Source organism: Treponema bryantii, from assembly GCF_036492245.1.
Taxonomy (GTDB): Bacteria; Spirochaetota; Spirochaetia; order Treponematales; family Treponemataceae; genus Treponema_D; species Treponema_D bryantii_C.
In genome coordinates, this window is record NZ_AP025286.1 from 1,872,571 (window position 1) to 1,886,920 (window position 14,350).

14 protein-coding genes, 1 tRNA gene and 1 pseudogene are annotated in these 14,350 nt (G+C 37.9%); 11 read left to right on the plus strand and 5 right to left on the minus strand.

What is annotated here, in order from left to right:
* The first annotated feature begins 21 nt into the window (after nucleotides 1-21).
* From AABJ44_RS08290 to AABJ44_RS08300, 3 genes are read left to right on the plus strand one after another with little or no spacing between them, the layout of a single operon-like run.
* Complete coding sequence (locus AABJ44_RS08290) at nucleotides 22-765, plus strand: ABC transporter ATP-binding protein (RefSeq protein WP_338368434.1); 744 nt, start codon at nucleotides 22-24, stop codon at nucleotides 763-765.
* Nucleotides 765-3,023: a Gldg family protein gene (locus tag AABJ44_RS08295; RefSeq protein ID WP_338368435.1), complete on the plus strand. Its 2,259-nt coding sequence runs from the start codon at nucleotides 765-767 to the stop codon at nucleotides 3,021-3,023. Before AABJ44_RS08290 ends, AABJ44_RS08295 begins: the two co-directional genes overlap by 1 nt.
* A complete protein-coding gene (locus AABJ44_RS08300; RefSeq protein WP_338368436.1) occupies nucleotides 3,004-3,939 on the plus strand; it encodes a DUF4340 domain-containing protein in 936 nt (311 codons plus the stop codon). Before AABJ44_RS08295 ends, AABJ44_RS08300 begins: the two co-directional genes overlap by 20 nt.
* Here the strand turns inward: AABJ44_RS08300 and AABJ44_RS08305 are convergent.
* Complete coding sequence (locus AABJ44_RS08305; RefSeq protein ID WP_338368437.1) at nucleotides 3,909-4,571, minus strand: CPBP family intramembrane glutamic endopeptidase; 663 nt, start codon at nucleotides 4,569-4,571, stop codon at nucleotides 3,909-3,911. The genes AABJ44_RS08300 and AABJ44_RS08305 overlap by 31 nt on opposite strands.
* A gap of 91 nt (nucleotides 4,572-4,662) precedes the next feature.
* Here AABJ44_RS08305 and AABJ44_RS08310 point away from each other — a divergent pair, with 91 nt between their 5' ends.
* The 8 genes and pseudogenes from AABJ44_RS08310 to AABJ44_RS15315 form a co-directional block, all read left to right on the plus strand.
* Nucleotides 4,663-5,907 (plus strand): flagellar brake protein, encoded by a 1,245-nt coding sequence (locus AABJ44_RS08310; protein WP_338368438.1) that lies wholly within the window; start codon nucleotides 4,663-4,665, stop codon nucleotides 5,905-5,907.
* Nucleotides 5,908-5,935: 28 nt separating this feature from the next.
* Complete coding sequence (locus AABJ44_RS08315; RefSeq protein WP_338368439.1) at nucleotides 5,936-7,108, plus strand: hypothetical protein; 1,173 nt, start codon at nucleotides 5,936-5,938, stop codon at nucleotides 7,106-7,108.
* On the plus strand, nucleotides 7,099-8,385 hold the full coding sequence (locus tag AABJ44_RS08320; protein ID WP_338368440.1) for a ComEC/Rec2 family competence protein: 1,287 nt from the start codon (nucleotides 7,099-7,101) through the stop codon (nucleotides 8,383-8,385). The genes AABJ44_RS08315 and AABJ44_RS08320 overlap by 10 nt, the downstream gene beginning before the upstream one ends.
* Nucleotide 8,386: 1 nt before the next feature.
* Nucleotides 8,387-9,247: a 16S rRNA (adenine(1518)-N(6)/adenine(1519)-N(6))-dimethyltransferase RsmA gene (gene rsmA, locus AABJ44_RS08325; RefSeq protein WP_338368441.1), complete on the plus strand. Its 861-nt coding sequence runs from the start codon at nucleotides 8,387-8,389 to the stop codon at nucleotides 9,245-9,247.
* The gene (locus AABJ44_RS08330) at nucleotides 9,244-9,966 is read left to right on the plus strand and encodes a YggS family pyridoxal phosphate-dependent enzyme (RefSeq protein WP_338368442.1); all 723 of its coding nucleotides are present in this window, start codon (nucleotides 9,244-9,246) and stop codon (nucleotides 9,964-9,966) included. The genes rsmA and AABJ44_RS08330 overlap by 4 nt, the downstream gene beginning before the upstream one ends.
* On the plus strand, nucleotides 9,963-10,469 hold the full coding sequence (locus tag AABJ44_RS08335) for a hypothetical protein (protein WP_074640695.1): 507 nt from the start codon (nucleotides 9,963-9,965) through the stop codon (nucleotides 10,467-10,469). Before AABJ44_RS08330 ends, AABJ44_RS08335 begins: the two co-directional genes overlap by 4 nt.
* Complete coding sequence (locus AABJ44_RS08340) at nucleotides 10,469-11,533, plus strand: RluA family pseudouridine synthase (RefSeq protein ID WP_338368443.1); 1,065 nt, start codon at nucleotides 10,469-10,471, stop codon at nucleotides 11,531-11,533. Before AABJ44_RS08335 ends, AABJ44_RS08340 begins: the two co-directional genes overlap by 1 nt.
* Nucleotides 11,530-12,120, plus strand: a pseudogene (locus tag AABJ44_RS15315) (pseudouridine synthase); the annotation flags it as partial. The gene AABJ44_RS08340 and the pseudogene AABJ44_RS15315, both read left to right, overlap by 4 nt.
* A 108-nt stretch (nucleotides 12,121-12,228) precedes the next feature.
* On the opposite strand, the gene AABJ44_RS08345 reads toward AABJ44_RS15315, so the two are convergent.
* From AABJ44_RS08345 to AABJ44_RS08360, 4 genes are all read right to left on the minus strand, one after another.
* A tRNA-Leu gene (locus AABJ44_RS08345) sits at nucleotides 12,229-12,312 on the minus strand.
* A 46-nt stretch (nucleotides 12,313-12,358) separates the two neighbouring features.
* On the minus strand, nucleotides 12,359-12,775 hold the full coding sequence (locus AABJ44_RS08350; protein WP_338368444.1) for a zinc ribbon domain-containing protein: 417 nt from the start codon (nucleotides 12,773-12,775) through the stop codon (nucleotides 12,359-12,361).
* Nucleotides 12,759-13,346: a response regulator transcription factor gene (locus tag AABJ44_RS08355; protein ID WP_338368445.1), complete on the minus strand. Its 588-nt coding sequence runs from the start codon at nucleotides 13,344-13,346 to the stop codon at nucleotides 12,759-12,761. Before AABJ44_RS08355 ends, AABJ44_RS08350 begins: the two co-directional genes overlap by 17 nt.
* Nucleotides 13,346-14,329 (minus strand): hypothetical protein, encoded by a 984-nt coding sequence (locus AABJ44_RS08360; RefSeq protein ID WP_074640454.1) that lies wholly within the window; start codon nucleotides 14,327-14,329, stop codon nucleotides 13,346-13,348. Before AABJ44_RS08360 ends, AABJ44_RS08355 begins: the two co-directional genes overlap by 1 nt.
* Nucleotides 14,330-14,350: the final 21 nt, after the last annotated feature.

Below are 14,350 nucleotides of genomic sequence, written 5' to 3' on the forward strand. Positions count from 1 at the left end.
AGTCGGGATGACATTAGATTTATGATTGAACTGAACGGCTTTTCAAAAAGCTATAAAGTAAAAAACGGCTTCGCAGTTAAAGATGTTTCCCTTAAGATTAAAGACGGGGAAATTACAGGTCTCTTAGGCCCAAATGGTTCTGGAAAGACAACACTTATTAAGGCTGTATGCGGCTTTCATTTTCCTACAGAAGGAAATATTACAATTACAGCCCCAGACCAAACCCGTTTTACCACAGATGAAAATCCTGAATTATGCATGAAATACATCGGCTATGTGCCTGAGATTCCATTACTCCCTAAAGATATGCAGGTGAGTGAATTCCTCTGTTATGCAGCAGAAGCCCATGGTATTCCTGAAGAGAAAATTGAAGAAGCCTGTGCATTTGTAATCAAAGAATGCACTCTTGAAAAGTTTCTAAACAAAAAGATTAGAACACTTTCAAAAGGCCAGCAGCAGAGAGTAAGTTTTGCTCAGGCAATCATACACAACCCGCCGAACTTGATTCTCGATGAACCTGTAAACGGTCTTGATCCGGCACAGATAATTCAGATGCGCGAACTGATTCAACGACTTGCAAAGACTAAGGCAGTACTTATGTCTACACATATTCTGCAGGAAGTACGTTCTCTTTGTTCTGATATTTATATATTGAGCAGCGGCCATATAACAGCACAAGGAACAGAAGAAGAAATCTCTAAATCAGCCGGAACAAAAACTCTTGAAGAAGCGTTTATAAAACTGACACAAGGAGAAGCATTGTGATGAAGCAATCTACATTCAAAAGTTTTCTCCTTCATAATTTAATAAACAGCTTAAAGTCTCCGGCTTTTGTGATTATCTCAATTCTGTTTCCGGTAATTACAGCAATAAATTATTTTATCCGCGGACAGTTTTTTACAGGCAGCGGCACTACAGATTTAGTTCTTTTCTTTTCTGCCGTTCCATACCTTTGTATCATTGCCATTCCTGCGCTCTGCTATAAACTTAGTTTTTCAGTTTATGATGATTTTATTCCGCTCACAGAGCTTAGCAAACAGACAGCAGTTTTTCTGACTCGTCTTATTCTTTTTTGTATTCAGCTTCTGCTTCTGATTCCTGCAGTCCTTCTTGTAAATCTTTATGGAAAAACAGATGGCGGACAAGTTTTTACCAGTTTCATATGTCTGATATTTTATGGAGCCGCAGTAATTGCATTATGCAGTTTTATACAGACTACAGTTGCAAATAAAATCTCAAGCCTTATTATCAGTGCTTTAATTCTTGTGATTTTTAATACAGCACATCTTTTTGCACTGTATGTACAACTTCCTTCATTTCTCATTTCCTTTTTTAGACTGCTGAGTTTTGCCTGGCATTTTGATGCTGCCGGAAAAGGTATTTTTGATACCAGAGATATTCTGTGGCTTGCAGGCAGTGCAGCGCTTTTCATCTTTTTAAGTGATTCAGTTGTTCAGATTAAAAAGGGCAGACGATTCAATACATCTCTAAAAATCAAACATATACTGCTTCCAGTTATCTGTCTGCTTACAATGCTCAATGCAAACCGCTGGTATACAAGAATTGATTTTTCTCAGAACAGAACCTATTCAATTTTAAAATATTCAAAGACCCTTATAAGCCGCGTTGAAAGCCCGGTTAAGATAACTTACTACCGTTCGTCAGCTATCGCTAGACTTTATCCTCAGATTCGTGATGTGGCCGATTTCCTTACAGAATACGCAGCACAAAGTAATAAAATAAATCTGATTATCAAAGATCCAGATAAGGATGCGAACATACGTACAATGCTCGAAACTTACGGAATTGCAAGTCAGCAGCTTCGAACTGTAAGCGGAACTTCAACAGAGTATCTTACAGTTTATTCTGCAATCGTAATTGAATACGAGGGCAATGCAGAAACAATTCCTTTTACAATGGCTGCAAATACTCTTGAATATGATTTGGATGGACGCCTCCGTCATCTTATTTCAGGAACAGCCCGTACTGTAAATATTGTTGCAGGAAACGGACTGACACTTTCAGATGATTACTCTTATGTAATTCCATGGCTTTCTTCACAGGGATTTATTTGTAATCCACTGTATATTGAAGACCCGGCATTTGCTGAAAATCTTGCATCAGCTAATGGACCGCTTCTTGTATTCGGAGACAGTGAAATAAAAATTGAAGAAGCAATTGCAATTGAAGATTATATTTTAAGCGGTAAGGGCAGTGCACTTTTAGCAATTAGTCCTTATGTTGCAGATATTGAAAACAGCTGGTACATTACTGCAGCTCCACGGACAAATCTTATTGAAATGGTTGAAAACTGGGGTATCCGTTTTCCGGCACAAATAACATCAGATATTTCCTGTGCACGAATTACAATGTATGCAGACGACAATAATTCTACACAGCTTTTAAATTATCCGTTGTGGCCAGTCCTTATGCAGCAGAAAAATGCTCCACTTGGAATTACATTATTCTGGGTAACTCCACTTGAACTTGATTCTGAAAACAAGACTGTTTCTCCATATTTACTGAGTTCTTCGGCAGCCACTGGATATGACGAAGATAAAGCTAGTCCTGAAAAGCTGTTTGAAACAAATCCTTTCCTGCTTGCAGAAAACGGAGGCTCAGGCTTTTCAGGAGCTGGTACAGACCGTGGGACAATGATTCTGGGAGCAGAAATACAGGGTAATCTGGAAGGGCTTTTCAATGCAGAACATTCAGAAAACTCTCACATTATAGTTATTCCAGACCAGTACTTTGCAAGTACACTTATGAACGGCTATATCGGTGGTGATTCGGGCGATTACAGAAACTTTGAATTCCTTACAAACGTTCTATTAAAACTTAATGGGGAAGAAGAACTGGCAGCACTTCAAAGCCGTACTACAAGAGATACAAGCCTTTATAAGGTGACAGATGCAGTTCAATTTAACACATTGCGTCTGATTACCTACATAATTCTATTTGTAATAATTCCACTTTTACTCATCGCAGTTGGGGTATTTTTTAATGTTAAACGCCAGAAATAGCTCAAAAATCAATAAAAATTCAAAAATACTCATCGCTGTTACAGCATTTCTTGTAATTCTTTATTCTCTCTCTTTTGTAAAAAGCTGTTCATCTCAAGACAAAAGAGAGAAGGTAAAAACAGCCCTTGTAAATCAAAAATACAAAGACAGCATTAACTCAATTATCCTGCAGGATTCAACCGGCTCTATAGAATTTACTAAACAGGAAGATTTTTGGATCATTACAAGTTTTAACAATCAGATTTCAATTCCAGCTTCATCGGAGCGTATAAATAATCTTCTAAATGAACTTACAAAAGTTCGTAACTTGTATAAAATATCAGACAAAATCTCTAAAAACAGTTCTTTGGGACTCACAAACGGCACTGAATTTCATCTTCGTTACAGTTACAGTAATGAAGGCAGTTACCGGGAACTCCTATTCGGTAACCAGGATTTTTCTTTAAGTTCCCGCTATATGATGAGTGGAGAAAATACAAAAATCTATGAAATCGATTCATCGCTGGATGTTTATCTGACAACCTCAGTTCAAAGCTGGTCAGATCCAAATATTATTTCATCTGAAATTCTTCCAACAAATGACATTCAGAAGGCAATACTGTTTATTAATGATAATTCAGAAGGGCCAAAATCAAATAAAATCTCAAACCTAAACAAACTTCTTGAATTGCGTCATGGTGGACTTTTATCAGAATCAGAATATCAGAATCTAAATAATAAAGAGGCTTCTGCAAATATAGAAATTGAAATCGGCAACAAGAGCAGCATTTCGCTTGAAATATTCCCGTCAGAAAATGAAAGTGTCTATTTTGTAAAAACCAGATACTTCAAGCCTGACTCAAAATCAGCATTCTATAATTCGTATTCAAAAATCAGCAGCTGGACTTATAACAAAATCAAAGAAACCACATTATAAATAAAATGAGAAACTACACACGGCCAGAGTTTACCTGTATGTAAATAACATCTTCTTAAGAAGATGTGAGCGATGGCTGCATTTAAAACAGCAATCCAGCCCATATAGAAATGTGCACAAGCAAATATTACAAGACCTGCAATTTCACATAACAATCTGCTGAAACGGAAAACTTTCTTTCTGGTAATCAGAGAAAAAAGCATATCTATAAAATAAAAGCGATATAATACCTCTTCATAAAATGCTCCGGTTAAGAAAAGAATGAGACAATTCATCCACTTTATAAAACTGTCTGGTTTAAAAACTATTCCAGCTTCATACATGCCGGAATCAATTCCTTTTGATTTTAAAAATTCAGATAGAAATCTGCAGAAAAGTGAAACTGAAAAAAGCATTCCGTATGTAATAAGAACAGGAGCTATAATTAAAGTTTTTTTGTTCTGCTTTTCATAATAGAAAAAAAGAATTACGACACATAATACCGCCAGCAAAGTCTGATACCAGGGAAAACCCCAGCCATTAAAGAGCGGACTTGTATTTTTGTCCATTGAAACAAAGAAAGGAGGTACAATAAATAAGAAAAAAATAAGCAAAAAAACTGCTATATCCGATAATAAAGTATGCTTTTTCATATAATTTGTGTTATAATGATATTATAATAAAAAAGAGGGAATTTTGTACACAGTTACGTTTTTAATAATTTTAGTAATTATTCTGGCAATAATGGGTGCTGTTTATACAGCTTTCAAACCACGTATCAATTTCTTTATAACGGGGTTGGATTCCGGTTTTTCTTTTCCTGAAATTTCAATGCTCTGGAATGCTGCAGAATTATGTAATCTTGAACAACCAACTTCACTTTTTTATTCCCTTCCTTCACTTACAAAATGCATGACCCAGATTTCAAACATTACCAGTGCAGATAATAATCAGAAAAATCAGCTTTTAATGACAAAGCTTTTTAATTACCGTACTAAGATTCAGAATGAAGCTGATGAAAAAAAAGGAATGACAACAACTCATTCCCTTGATAAAGGACAGCCGCTCCGAATTATTCTTCCTGGTAAAGGTGTATTTGTTTCTGAGATTGTAGGAAACGGAAACTTTCTTGTAATCAATGTTCCACGTCAGAAAAACCTTATTCCATTTACCGGTGAAGACTGGGTAGGTAAGGTAATCAGTGTTTATTTATGGCGTAAGGGAGATGCCCGTTATGTTTTTGATACAACAGTAACACAGAGTGGACTCTTCCTTGGTAAATCTGCATTATTCCTTAAACATTCTTCAAATCTAGTTCGTACACAAAAGCGTAAGGCTGTCCGTGTAAAGTGTCAGATTTACGGAATGCTTTATATCATCAAAAAAGAAAAGATTGATATCAATGCAATTGAAACTCAGAACGGTTTCCGTTGTTTAATTGAGGATATATCTGAAGCTGGCGCTCTTATCAGAATTGGAGGTAAGGGTGTACAGAATGTAAAAATTAAGCTTCAGTTTAATATTCAGAACAAGCTGATTCTTATGGTTGGTATTGTAAGAACAGTTGAGTTTAATGAGGAACAGAATCAGTCGCTGCTGCATTTTGAGTGTACACATATTGAAACCTCAATGCGTAATGAAGTATTGAAGTTTGTTTACAATATGATGCCTGAAAATGAAAAGGAAGTTATGGAGGCTCTTGAGCAGACAGAAGATGATGAAAAAGAAGCTCTGGAACAGGCACAAGAAAATGCTGACAAACCTGAGAATGCAGAAAAAACAGAGAATCCAGAAGGCACAGTAGAGGAAAATAAACCTTCTGAAAATGAAACTGAAGCTGCAGTTGAGACTGAAACAAATGAAATTGCACAGGATCTTGCAGAAGCAACAGGCAGAAGTATTTCTACATCAGAAACACAGAATTCAAAACCAAAATCTGATTCTTCTGATGATATTCCAAATAAAGCAGACGAAATAAATGTCTTTTAATCAGGATTGAGGTATAAGAGGTGAGATTATGAAAAGAATTATAAGTCTAATTATTTTAGGAACCGTAACTTTTACACTCTTTGCACAGACAAGTAAAATTAAATTTATTAAGGGAAATTTAGCTGATAAGACAGCAGCAGTTCGTGAAGCAAAGGGAGCTGAATCAGAATGGATATCTGAAAAGGCAGTTGCGTTCTGTCTTGAAAATAAGGAAGCCCTTGGAAATGACAGAGATCTCGATGGACTTGCTGTAGCCGCAGTTTTATCTTATTCTCCAGAAACTGTAAAAAAACAGACAGATACTCAAAAGCAGATTCTTACTGATAATTTCATTTCTCTGTTTACAGAATTCAACAAAAGCAGCACAGTTCAGATTGCCGTAATTTCAAAGATAGTTGCTCTTAAAGACTGTGTTCCAACATTTTCTTTTACAGCACTTATTAACAGTTATCTGAAAACTACAGAAATAAAGAGTGCAGACAGCGGAGTTTTTAAAGCCTGTATTTCTGCACTTGAATCTATTGGAAATGAAGAATCCTTTAAAATTTTATACGCTTTCTTATATGATAATTCTTACAGTGCATATAAAAAGGAAATCGAAAAGACAACTATAGCACTTATTCCAAATGCAATGGAAGAAGTGTTAAAACTCATAAACAGCTCAGATATGAAAAAGGTTGTTGCTATATTTGAGCTTTCACAAAAAAATTCTCAAATTTCCAAAAAAAATCTCTGTGAAATTGCCGAAAATGTTCTAAGTGAGTCTATATTATTAGTAGAAAATTCTTCGGGAACTTCTTCAGAGAATATCAATGTTCAGCTTACTGCACTTAATATTTTAAGTGAGAATAACTGGACTCGCGCCTCGTCAACAGCGCTTTCTTACTTTGCACTTTCAAAAAAGCTGTATGAGAAAAAGAATATGAATGAGGAACAGTTTAAGACTGTAATTACCTCGCTCAGAAATATTTCTCCGCTTGATGCTGTTTCTTCGTTAATCAGTTACCTTGAAGAATTGAATGGCCGGACCGAAAATGGAAGCGCAGTTGCTTCTGAAATCGTACTGGCTGTAATCAATACTTTAGGTGCTATTGGCGACAAGGCTGCATTTGATTCACTGCTTGCTGTAACTTATCTTAATTATGAGGAATCGGTTCTGACTGCTGCCAGAGAAGCACTGTCAGGACTCAGATGGCAGTAAACAGTTCATTAAATTATTTTAAGAAACCTGTATTCCTTTCAGCACTTATTTGCGTTTTTATTTTCTATTCGGGATTATTTAATATCCCGGATAGAACAGCTTCACGCGCTCTGATTAAAACAGAACAAATCACAGAAATCACTGGGATAATTCTTTCATCTCCTTCAAGAACCGGAAACGGCTCATACTACAGTGCAACCTTCTCATTAGAAAAAGCCGCAGACGCCCGCAATTTCCAGTCCACAGCAAAGGGCCGAGTGAAGATAATGTTACCAGCTGAGTTCGCAGAAGCATATTCTCCAGGCAAATTATTTTCTGATTCACAGAAGAAACACAGTGGCCAGACATTCCTGTACGAGGCGGGCGGTCATTGTACCTTCCGTGGTCGTCTCACAAACAATGTATTCTACATCCGCGAATGCACCGCGTACGAGTGGCCTTCATCGTGGCGGGGCCGCCTCCAGCATCTCCGCGCCCTTTGCCGCCTTCACTTCAAACGCTTAATGTATGGCTGGGGCAGTGGAGGCGGCCTTCTCCTGGCGCTCCTCTGCGGGGCCCGCGAATATACTGAACCGTCGACACAGGAAGCATTCCGCCGCGCCGGCCTTTCCCATATACTGGCACTCTCCGGGATGCATCTTTCAATGTTTTCTGCAATTGCACTGTTTTTCGGTAATAAAGCCGGCATCAGAAAACTTACATTTATCCTGCGAATCTCAGCACTTTTTGGCTTCGTCTGGTTCGCAGGCTTTTCTCCATCTCTGTCGAGAGCCTTTATATGTTCACTATTGACAATTGCAGCAACAATAGCCGGTGCTAAAAAACCTGATTTACTTTCAATTTTATGCTTTTCATTTTTATTGCAAAGCGCATTATGTCCGCAGGATATTCACAGTTCAGCATTTATTTTATCGTACGGAGCATTAGCCGGAATCCTGTTAAGTGCAAATCTGTTCAAACGTTGTTATTCAAAGTTCTGTCCAAAGGCAATTGCATCTTCTTTATCTGCAGCCACAGGCGCACAAACCTTTACAGCCCCAATTTCACTCAAACTCTTTGGCGCGTTCAGTCCGATTGGAATTGTTTCTGCAACAGTAGTTTCACCATTTGTAACAGTTTTTATTTACAGCGGACTTCTTCTTATTCTACTGAGCCTTATATTTCCAATCCTTTCAAAACCTAGTGGAATTTTTATAAATTTACAGTATACTGTCATTACTTACATTGTGAATTTATTTTCCAATGTACCAAACTTTTGTCTTAAAAGCGGAGTCTAAATTGAAGCATCCTGACTACAATTCACCAGCTGAACTCAAACAAGTACTGGATATAAACGGCTTTTCCATGCAAAAAAAATTCGGACAGAATTTTTTGATAAATGAAGATGCCCGAAAACGACTTGTAGATGCTCTGGAAGTTGGAGAAGGAATCAAGGTTTGGGAAGTAGGTCCTGGCCTTGGTGCAATGACAAACACAATTCTTGAACGCGGATCTGACCTTACTGTATTTGAAATCGACCGCGGATTTGCTTCTCTTATCAGTCAGTTTTTTGAAGACTATTCAGCAAAGAATACATTTCGTATTGTAGAAGGTGATGTCCTTAAAACCTGGAAAGGACAGTTGGAAAAGGCAGGTCAGCCAGACCGCTTCTTTGGAAATCTCCCATACAATATTGCTGCAACAATTATCGCAGATACAATCGAAAATAACGTGCGTTTTGAACGCTGTGTATTTACAGTTCAAAAAGAAGTTGCACAGAGAATGTGCGCAAAACCGGGCAGTGCAGACTATTCATCTTTTTCAGCTTTGTGCCAGTGGGCTTATGATGTAAAACCTTTACTTGATCTTTCAGGCGGAAACTTCTGGCCAAAACCAAATGTAGATTCACGTGCAGTTGTATTTACTAAAAAGGCTGATTTCCCTTGCTGTAAAAATCCTGCGTTGTTTGTAAAAATGCAGAGAGCACTTTTCAGTTCACGCCGTAAGACAGTACGCAATAATCTTTCTCAGTTCTTAAAAAACAATGACCTTGCCGTAAGCTGTCTTGAAAAAGCTGGTATTGATATTATGAAACGAGCCGAGGTTCTTTCACTCGATGAGCTTCTTAGACTTTCAGATGTAATCGAAGGTGAAAAATGAGTGAACTAATTTGCATCAAAGATAATCTTGAAAAAATCAGAAACAGAATAGAACAGGCAGAAACAAAGGCCGGACGTCCACAGGGGTCTGTAAAACTGATGGCCGTCAGTAAGTTTCATCCTGCAGAAGCTGTAGTCGAAGCTTTTGAAGCCGGACAGTTACTTTTCGGCGAAAACCGTGTACAGGAAGCTTCAGAAAAATTTCCTCCGCTTATTGCACAACACCCGGAAATTAAAGTTCAGATGATTGGACAGCTTCAGTCTAACAAAGTAAAAAAAGCAGTTGATTTTGCTTCATGCATTCAGTCTGTAGACCGCATTGATCTGCTTAAAGAAATTGAAAAGCAGTGCGCAAAGCTTAACCGCAATATCGAAATTCTTTTTGAATATCATACTGGAGAAGAATCAAAATCCGGCTATACAACAGAAAAAGAACTTCGTGAATCAATAGAAGCAATCATCAATGGAGATTTCCCGCATGTAATTCCAAAGGGATTCATGACAATGGCTCCTTTTACAGAGGATGAAGCTTTAATCAGAAAATCTTTTATAACATTAAGAGAGCTTTCTGAACGTCTTCGTAAAGATTATCAAAGTCTTTCACTTACAGAACTTTCAATGGGAATGTCTGGCGATTTTGAAATTGCAATAGAAGAAGGATCAACACTTGTTAGAGTTGGTACTGCAATTTTTGGAGAAAGGGATTACAGTAAATCATGAAAAAAAAGCTTATAGCAAAAATTCTGATTTTCTCTTTACTTTTGAATACAGCTTTACCTGTATTTTCAGAAGATACTACTCCAAAACCATATGAAGATGATGAACTTCCTCAGACCTTAAAGGATATCCGCCGGTTTGAGATCATTACTATAGGTGCACTTCCTTTTGTAACTCTTGATGCGACCCTTGCTTATTCAACCTATCGATATGCTAAAAATGATTTTGCAGAAGAGTACAAACCAGATATTTTCTCAAGTTCTTCTTTTTCCAAAGATGAACAGAAAGGAATCATTCTTACTTCACTTGGAATCTGTGTCGGTATTGGCTTAACAGATTTAATTGTTCAGATTGTAAGAAGAAATTCAAAGAAGAAAAAGCAACAGGTAAATTATGATGATATAGCTGTTGTTCCAATTTCTGAAGATGAAGATGCACAGGTAATTCCTATGCCTTCTGATTTTAGAAATGATGATTCTGATGATGTTGTGGAGATTGAAGAATAATGCCTTTTTTCAGTGCAAAAGTTCCACAGGATTTTCCTGAACAGCAGCGTCTCGATAAATTTATAGCATCTCTCCCAAACGGTATGAACCGCTCAAAACTGAAAAGCGGTGTGACTGAAATTCTTGTAAACGGCAAAAAAGTTAAACTTTCACAAAAAGTAAAAGCCGGCGATCAGATAGACATACAATGGGAAGACAATATTCCTGACAATATTGATCCAGAAAATATTCCGCTTGAGATTCTTTATGAAGATGATAACGTTACGGTCGTTAATAAAGCACAGGGAATGGTAACTCATCCAGCCTGCGGAAACTGGACTGGAACTCTCGTAAACGCGCTTTTGTATCACTGGGGCCGCCAGTCTGTTGAACAGCTTAAGGAAGGAAGCGCTGCAGAGATTCTTGAGCGCCGCCGCCCTGGCATTGTTCACCGTCTCGATAAGGAAACCTCTGGAATTATTATCACCGCTAAAAACCGCGACAGTGAAGAGTTCTTACAAAAGCAGTTTAAAGACAAATCTCTTCAAAAAGAATATATCTGCATCTGCTGTGGAAGACCTCCTGCTCGTACCGGAGACATCCGTACACAGATTATCCGTGATCCTAAAAACCGCCACCGCTTTAAGGCTGTTACAGATACAGAAGATGGTAAGTTCGCACGAACCTTATACCACTGCATTGCCTGCTACGGTAATTATTCTCTTATGCGTATCCGCCTTAAGACTGGCCGTACTCATCAGATTCGTGTACATATGAAATATCTTGGCTGTCCGATTCTTGGAGACGGTGTTTACAACAAACCGGATTCGAAATTCCCGAATGCAACACTTATGCTGCATTCAGTTCAGTTGAAAATTAAACTGCCTGGTGCGGGTAAGGCCGGAGAGGCAGCAGCTCCCGGTGATTACCAGACATTCCGCACACCAACGCCATCGCGCTTTATCGAAATTGAAAAGAAGCTTCGGAAGATGTTTGATCGCACCGTCCTTGCCAGCAACCACACCGTCATTGCCAGCAACCGCACCGTCATTGCCAGCGAAGCGAAGCAATCTGTTAGAAAATGAACATAGAAATCATACACAAACCGACAGCCGACAAACCGTTTCTCGTAATTTACAAACCAAAAGGTTTGCCGTCAGCTCCGCTGAACTCTGAAGATACTCAGAACGCGCTGTCCCAGGCGGTTGCGATGTTTCCGGCGATTAAGACAGTTTGCGGTAAAAAGGCAATTGAGTACGGGCTTTTGCACCGCCTCGATACGGCTACAGACGGGCTGATGGTTATTGCGGCTTCTCAGGAATGTTATGATTTTCTGATTTCCGAACAGCAGGCAGGCCGCTTTATCAAAACCTATTCTGCTGAATGTGATATCTTAAAAGACAACGCAGAAAGGTTAGGGGGATTTCCACCAGATATCCCTTCAGAAAAAACTGATACATCTGAATCACTTATCACCGCAACTTCATATTTCCGTCCATACGGAGAAGGAAGAAAAGAAGTACGTCCTGTAACAGAAAAATCAGGAAAAGCAGCCCTATCAAAACTTGGAAAATCTAAACTCTATACAACAAAAATTGAAATCTCAAAACTTTCTGATACACGCGCCAGAGCCATCTGCGAAATCACCGAAGGCTATCGCCATCAGGTTCGCTGTCATTTAGCCTGGTCAGGCTATCCGGTTATCGGAGACCAGCTGTATAATTCAGACAAAAAAAAAGCAGAAAACCTTTTGTTTTCTGCAACTAAAATCTCTTTTGAGTACCCGAGAGGAGACTTGAACTCCTATGACCGTAAGGACACTTGGACCTGAACCAAGCGCGTCTACCAATTCCGCCACCCGGGCTAAAAATGTTATTAAATATTAACGAAATCGGGCTTTTTAGTCAAGATTACAAACAGCTGTATAAGCCAACACACAAAGCTGCAAGAATCAACAGACACACAATATAAACCCATACTGGCAATCCTGATTCAACATATCCGCCTCTTGAGGCATTATTTCTTCTGGAAAGACCTAAGAGACCGTTTACACCATATCTGTTTTTTCCTTTGTTTCTGCCATTTAAACCAGCACCAGAAAAATTATAATTTCCACGTGCCATATCAGAATCCGGATTTACAGCATATCCGCAGGTTGGACAACCGTTTTTGAAATCTTCATTACTGCCGATTCTTCCGCACTGAGGACATCTTACCGAGGCAAAAAACTTTCCACAGGTAGGGCAGGTTTTTGAGTTTCTTGGAACTTCTGAGCCGCAGCTTTCGCAGAAAAACTTGGCTTCTTTTGATTTAGATCTCTTTTTCATAATAGTCTTTTACATAAATACAGAAATTATCATCGTCATTCATTTTTAATTCACCACTAAACGATGAAACCTTATTTCCATCATACATGCTTATATATTTTATAAATTTATTTTCAACATTTTCCGGAGCAGTGTTGAACAAAATACAGTTTGTTTCCGGATAATATTTTGCATCATAAAATTTAAATCGACTGAGAGTTTCATTCAATGCAACTTCAACATTTACAAAAGCAGCAGGAGTCTTTTCATTCTGATTAAAGTTTTCTTCAAATGAAAGAATTCCCAAATCATATGCTTTTTTTGCATCTTCAGCAGAAAGTGGTTCTTTATCATAAAGATATAATTTTACATCATTTCCACCAATTCCACTCTGAACAAAACCGGCAAGAGTTTTCCAATGACGAGGATACTCCATTGCACTAAGTACAATTACATCCGGCTGAATCTCTTCAATATTATCAAGAGCTTTGATAATCCATCTGTAATGGATTAAATCAAAGCCTTTTTCCTTAAGGAGAGGTGTTACATGATTGATTATTTCTTCTCTGTCTGAAATAACAAGTGCTTTCATTATTCTGTACCAAGATTTACAACAGTATAATCATAAATCTTCCAGATTCCTTCATGCTGTTTTACTTTATATGTATAACGTTTCTTTTCGCTGAAATTAGGGTACTTAAACCATTCAATTACAGTTACGCTTCCTTCTGTTGGAGAATAAGTTGTTTTTTCAATCTGGAAACTTTCTGGAACTGCAACGATATCATTTTCAATACGAGCCTGCATCAAATCACCCTTAAATGCCTGAATCATTCTAGAGCGCTCTTCAGCAGAAACTGTAATATACTTTTTCTTGAGAGAAGGATTTCTCTGAATCAAAGATTCAACATCCATGTACAGGAAGTACTGATCCCAGAGTGATTTCTGACGTGCAATAATTGTCTGTTCAACAACCTTATCAGGAGAAATGTTTTCAGGCTTTAGAAGTTCAACTGATTCATTCTTTACTGCTACAAAGTTTGAAGAAGCAGCAGATGGAGAAGGGCGAACTTCAAGAGTAAGTCTGTTTGATTTCAAAGTAAGATATTTTGATTTATAAAGTTCCGGATAGAAGAAAAGCTCAAGATAATAAACAGAAGGTTCTTCAACCTTAATGAAGTTCTTAACATTTTCAACGAAAGAATATTCTTCTCCCTGTTCAAGGGCAAGTTCACGGAAGTAAACAGTCTGATTTGTTGTACGTTTTTCAATAATATTTTCAGTCTGCTCAAGGCGACTGTTCTTTACAGTATAAGCGTTGAAATCCATACTGAATGAACGGTCATCTGCCAGCTTAAAACGCAGAGTTTCAGAACCGTTATTTTTGATTGTGATATGCACAAATATTGGAGCTTCATCAGCATTTCCCGGGTAATAAACTGAGCGGTTATAATATTTGATTGAAACAGCAGCATTAGAATAATCTTGTACAGTACGCTCATCTTCGGCAAAAAGTGCTACTTGTCCAATAACAAAAAGAACTGATATAATAGAAAACAGTTTACGAATTTTCAACGTATTACTCCACTAAAAAGA

What these genes read in the sequence shown, in the direction of transcription:
- AABJ44_RS08340 (WP_338368443.1), top strand. Translation starts at nt 10,469, where the DNA reads ATGCCTTTTTTCAGTGCAAAAGTTCCACAGGATTTTCCTGAACAGCAG.
- AABJ44_RS08335 (WP_074640695.1), top strand. Translation starts at nt 9,963, where the DNA reads ATGAAAAAAAAGCTTATAGCAAAAATTCTGATTTTCTCTTTACTTTTG.
- AABJ44_RS08355 (WP_338368445.1), bottom strand. Translation starts at nt 13,346, where the DNA reads ATGAAAGCACTTGTTATTTCAGACAGAGAAGAAATAATCAATCATGTA.
- AABJ44_RS08305 (WP_338368437.1), bottom strand. Translation starts at nt 4,571, where the DNA reads ATGAAAAAGCATACTTTATTATCGGATATAGCAGTTTTTTTGCTTATT.
- AABJ44_RS08315 (WP_338368439.1), top strand. Translation starts at nt 5,936, where the DNA reads ATGAAAAGAATTATAAGTCTAATTATTTTAGGAACCGTAACTTTTACA.
- AABJ44_RS08330 (WP_338368442.1), top strand. Translation starts at nt 9,244, where the DNA reads ATGAGTGAACTAATTTGCATCAAAGATAATCTTGAAAAAATCAGAAAC.
- AABJ44_RS08310 (WP_338368438.1), top strand. Translation starts at nt 4,663, where the DNA reads ATGGGTGCTGTTTATACAGCTTTCAAACCACGTATCAATTTCTTTATA.
- AABJ44_RS08295 (WP_338368435.1), top strand. Translation starts at nt 765, where the DNA reads ATGAAGCAATCTACATTCAAAAGTTTTCTCCTTCATAATTTAATAAAC.
- AABJ44_RS08320 (WP_338368440.1), top strand. Translation starts at nt 7,099, where the DNA reads ATGGCAGTAAACAGTTCATTAAATTATTTTAAGAAACCTGTATTCCTT.
- AABJ44_RS08300 (WP_338368436.1), top strand. Translation starts at nt 3,004, where the DNA reads ATGTTAAACGCCAGAAATAGCTCAAAAATCAATAAAAATTCAAAAATA.
- AABJ44_RS08290 (WP_338368434.1), top strand. Translation starts at nt 22, where the DNA reads ATGATTGAACTGAACGGCTTTTCAAAAAGCTATAAAGTAAAAAACGGC.
- AABJ44_RS08350 (WP_338368444.1), bottom strand. Translation starts at nt 12,775, where the DNA reads ATGAAAAAGAGATCTAAATCAAAAGAAGCCAAGTTTTTCTGCGAAAGC.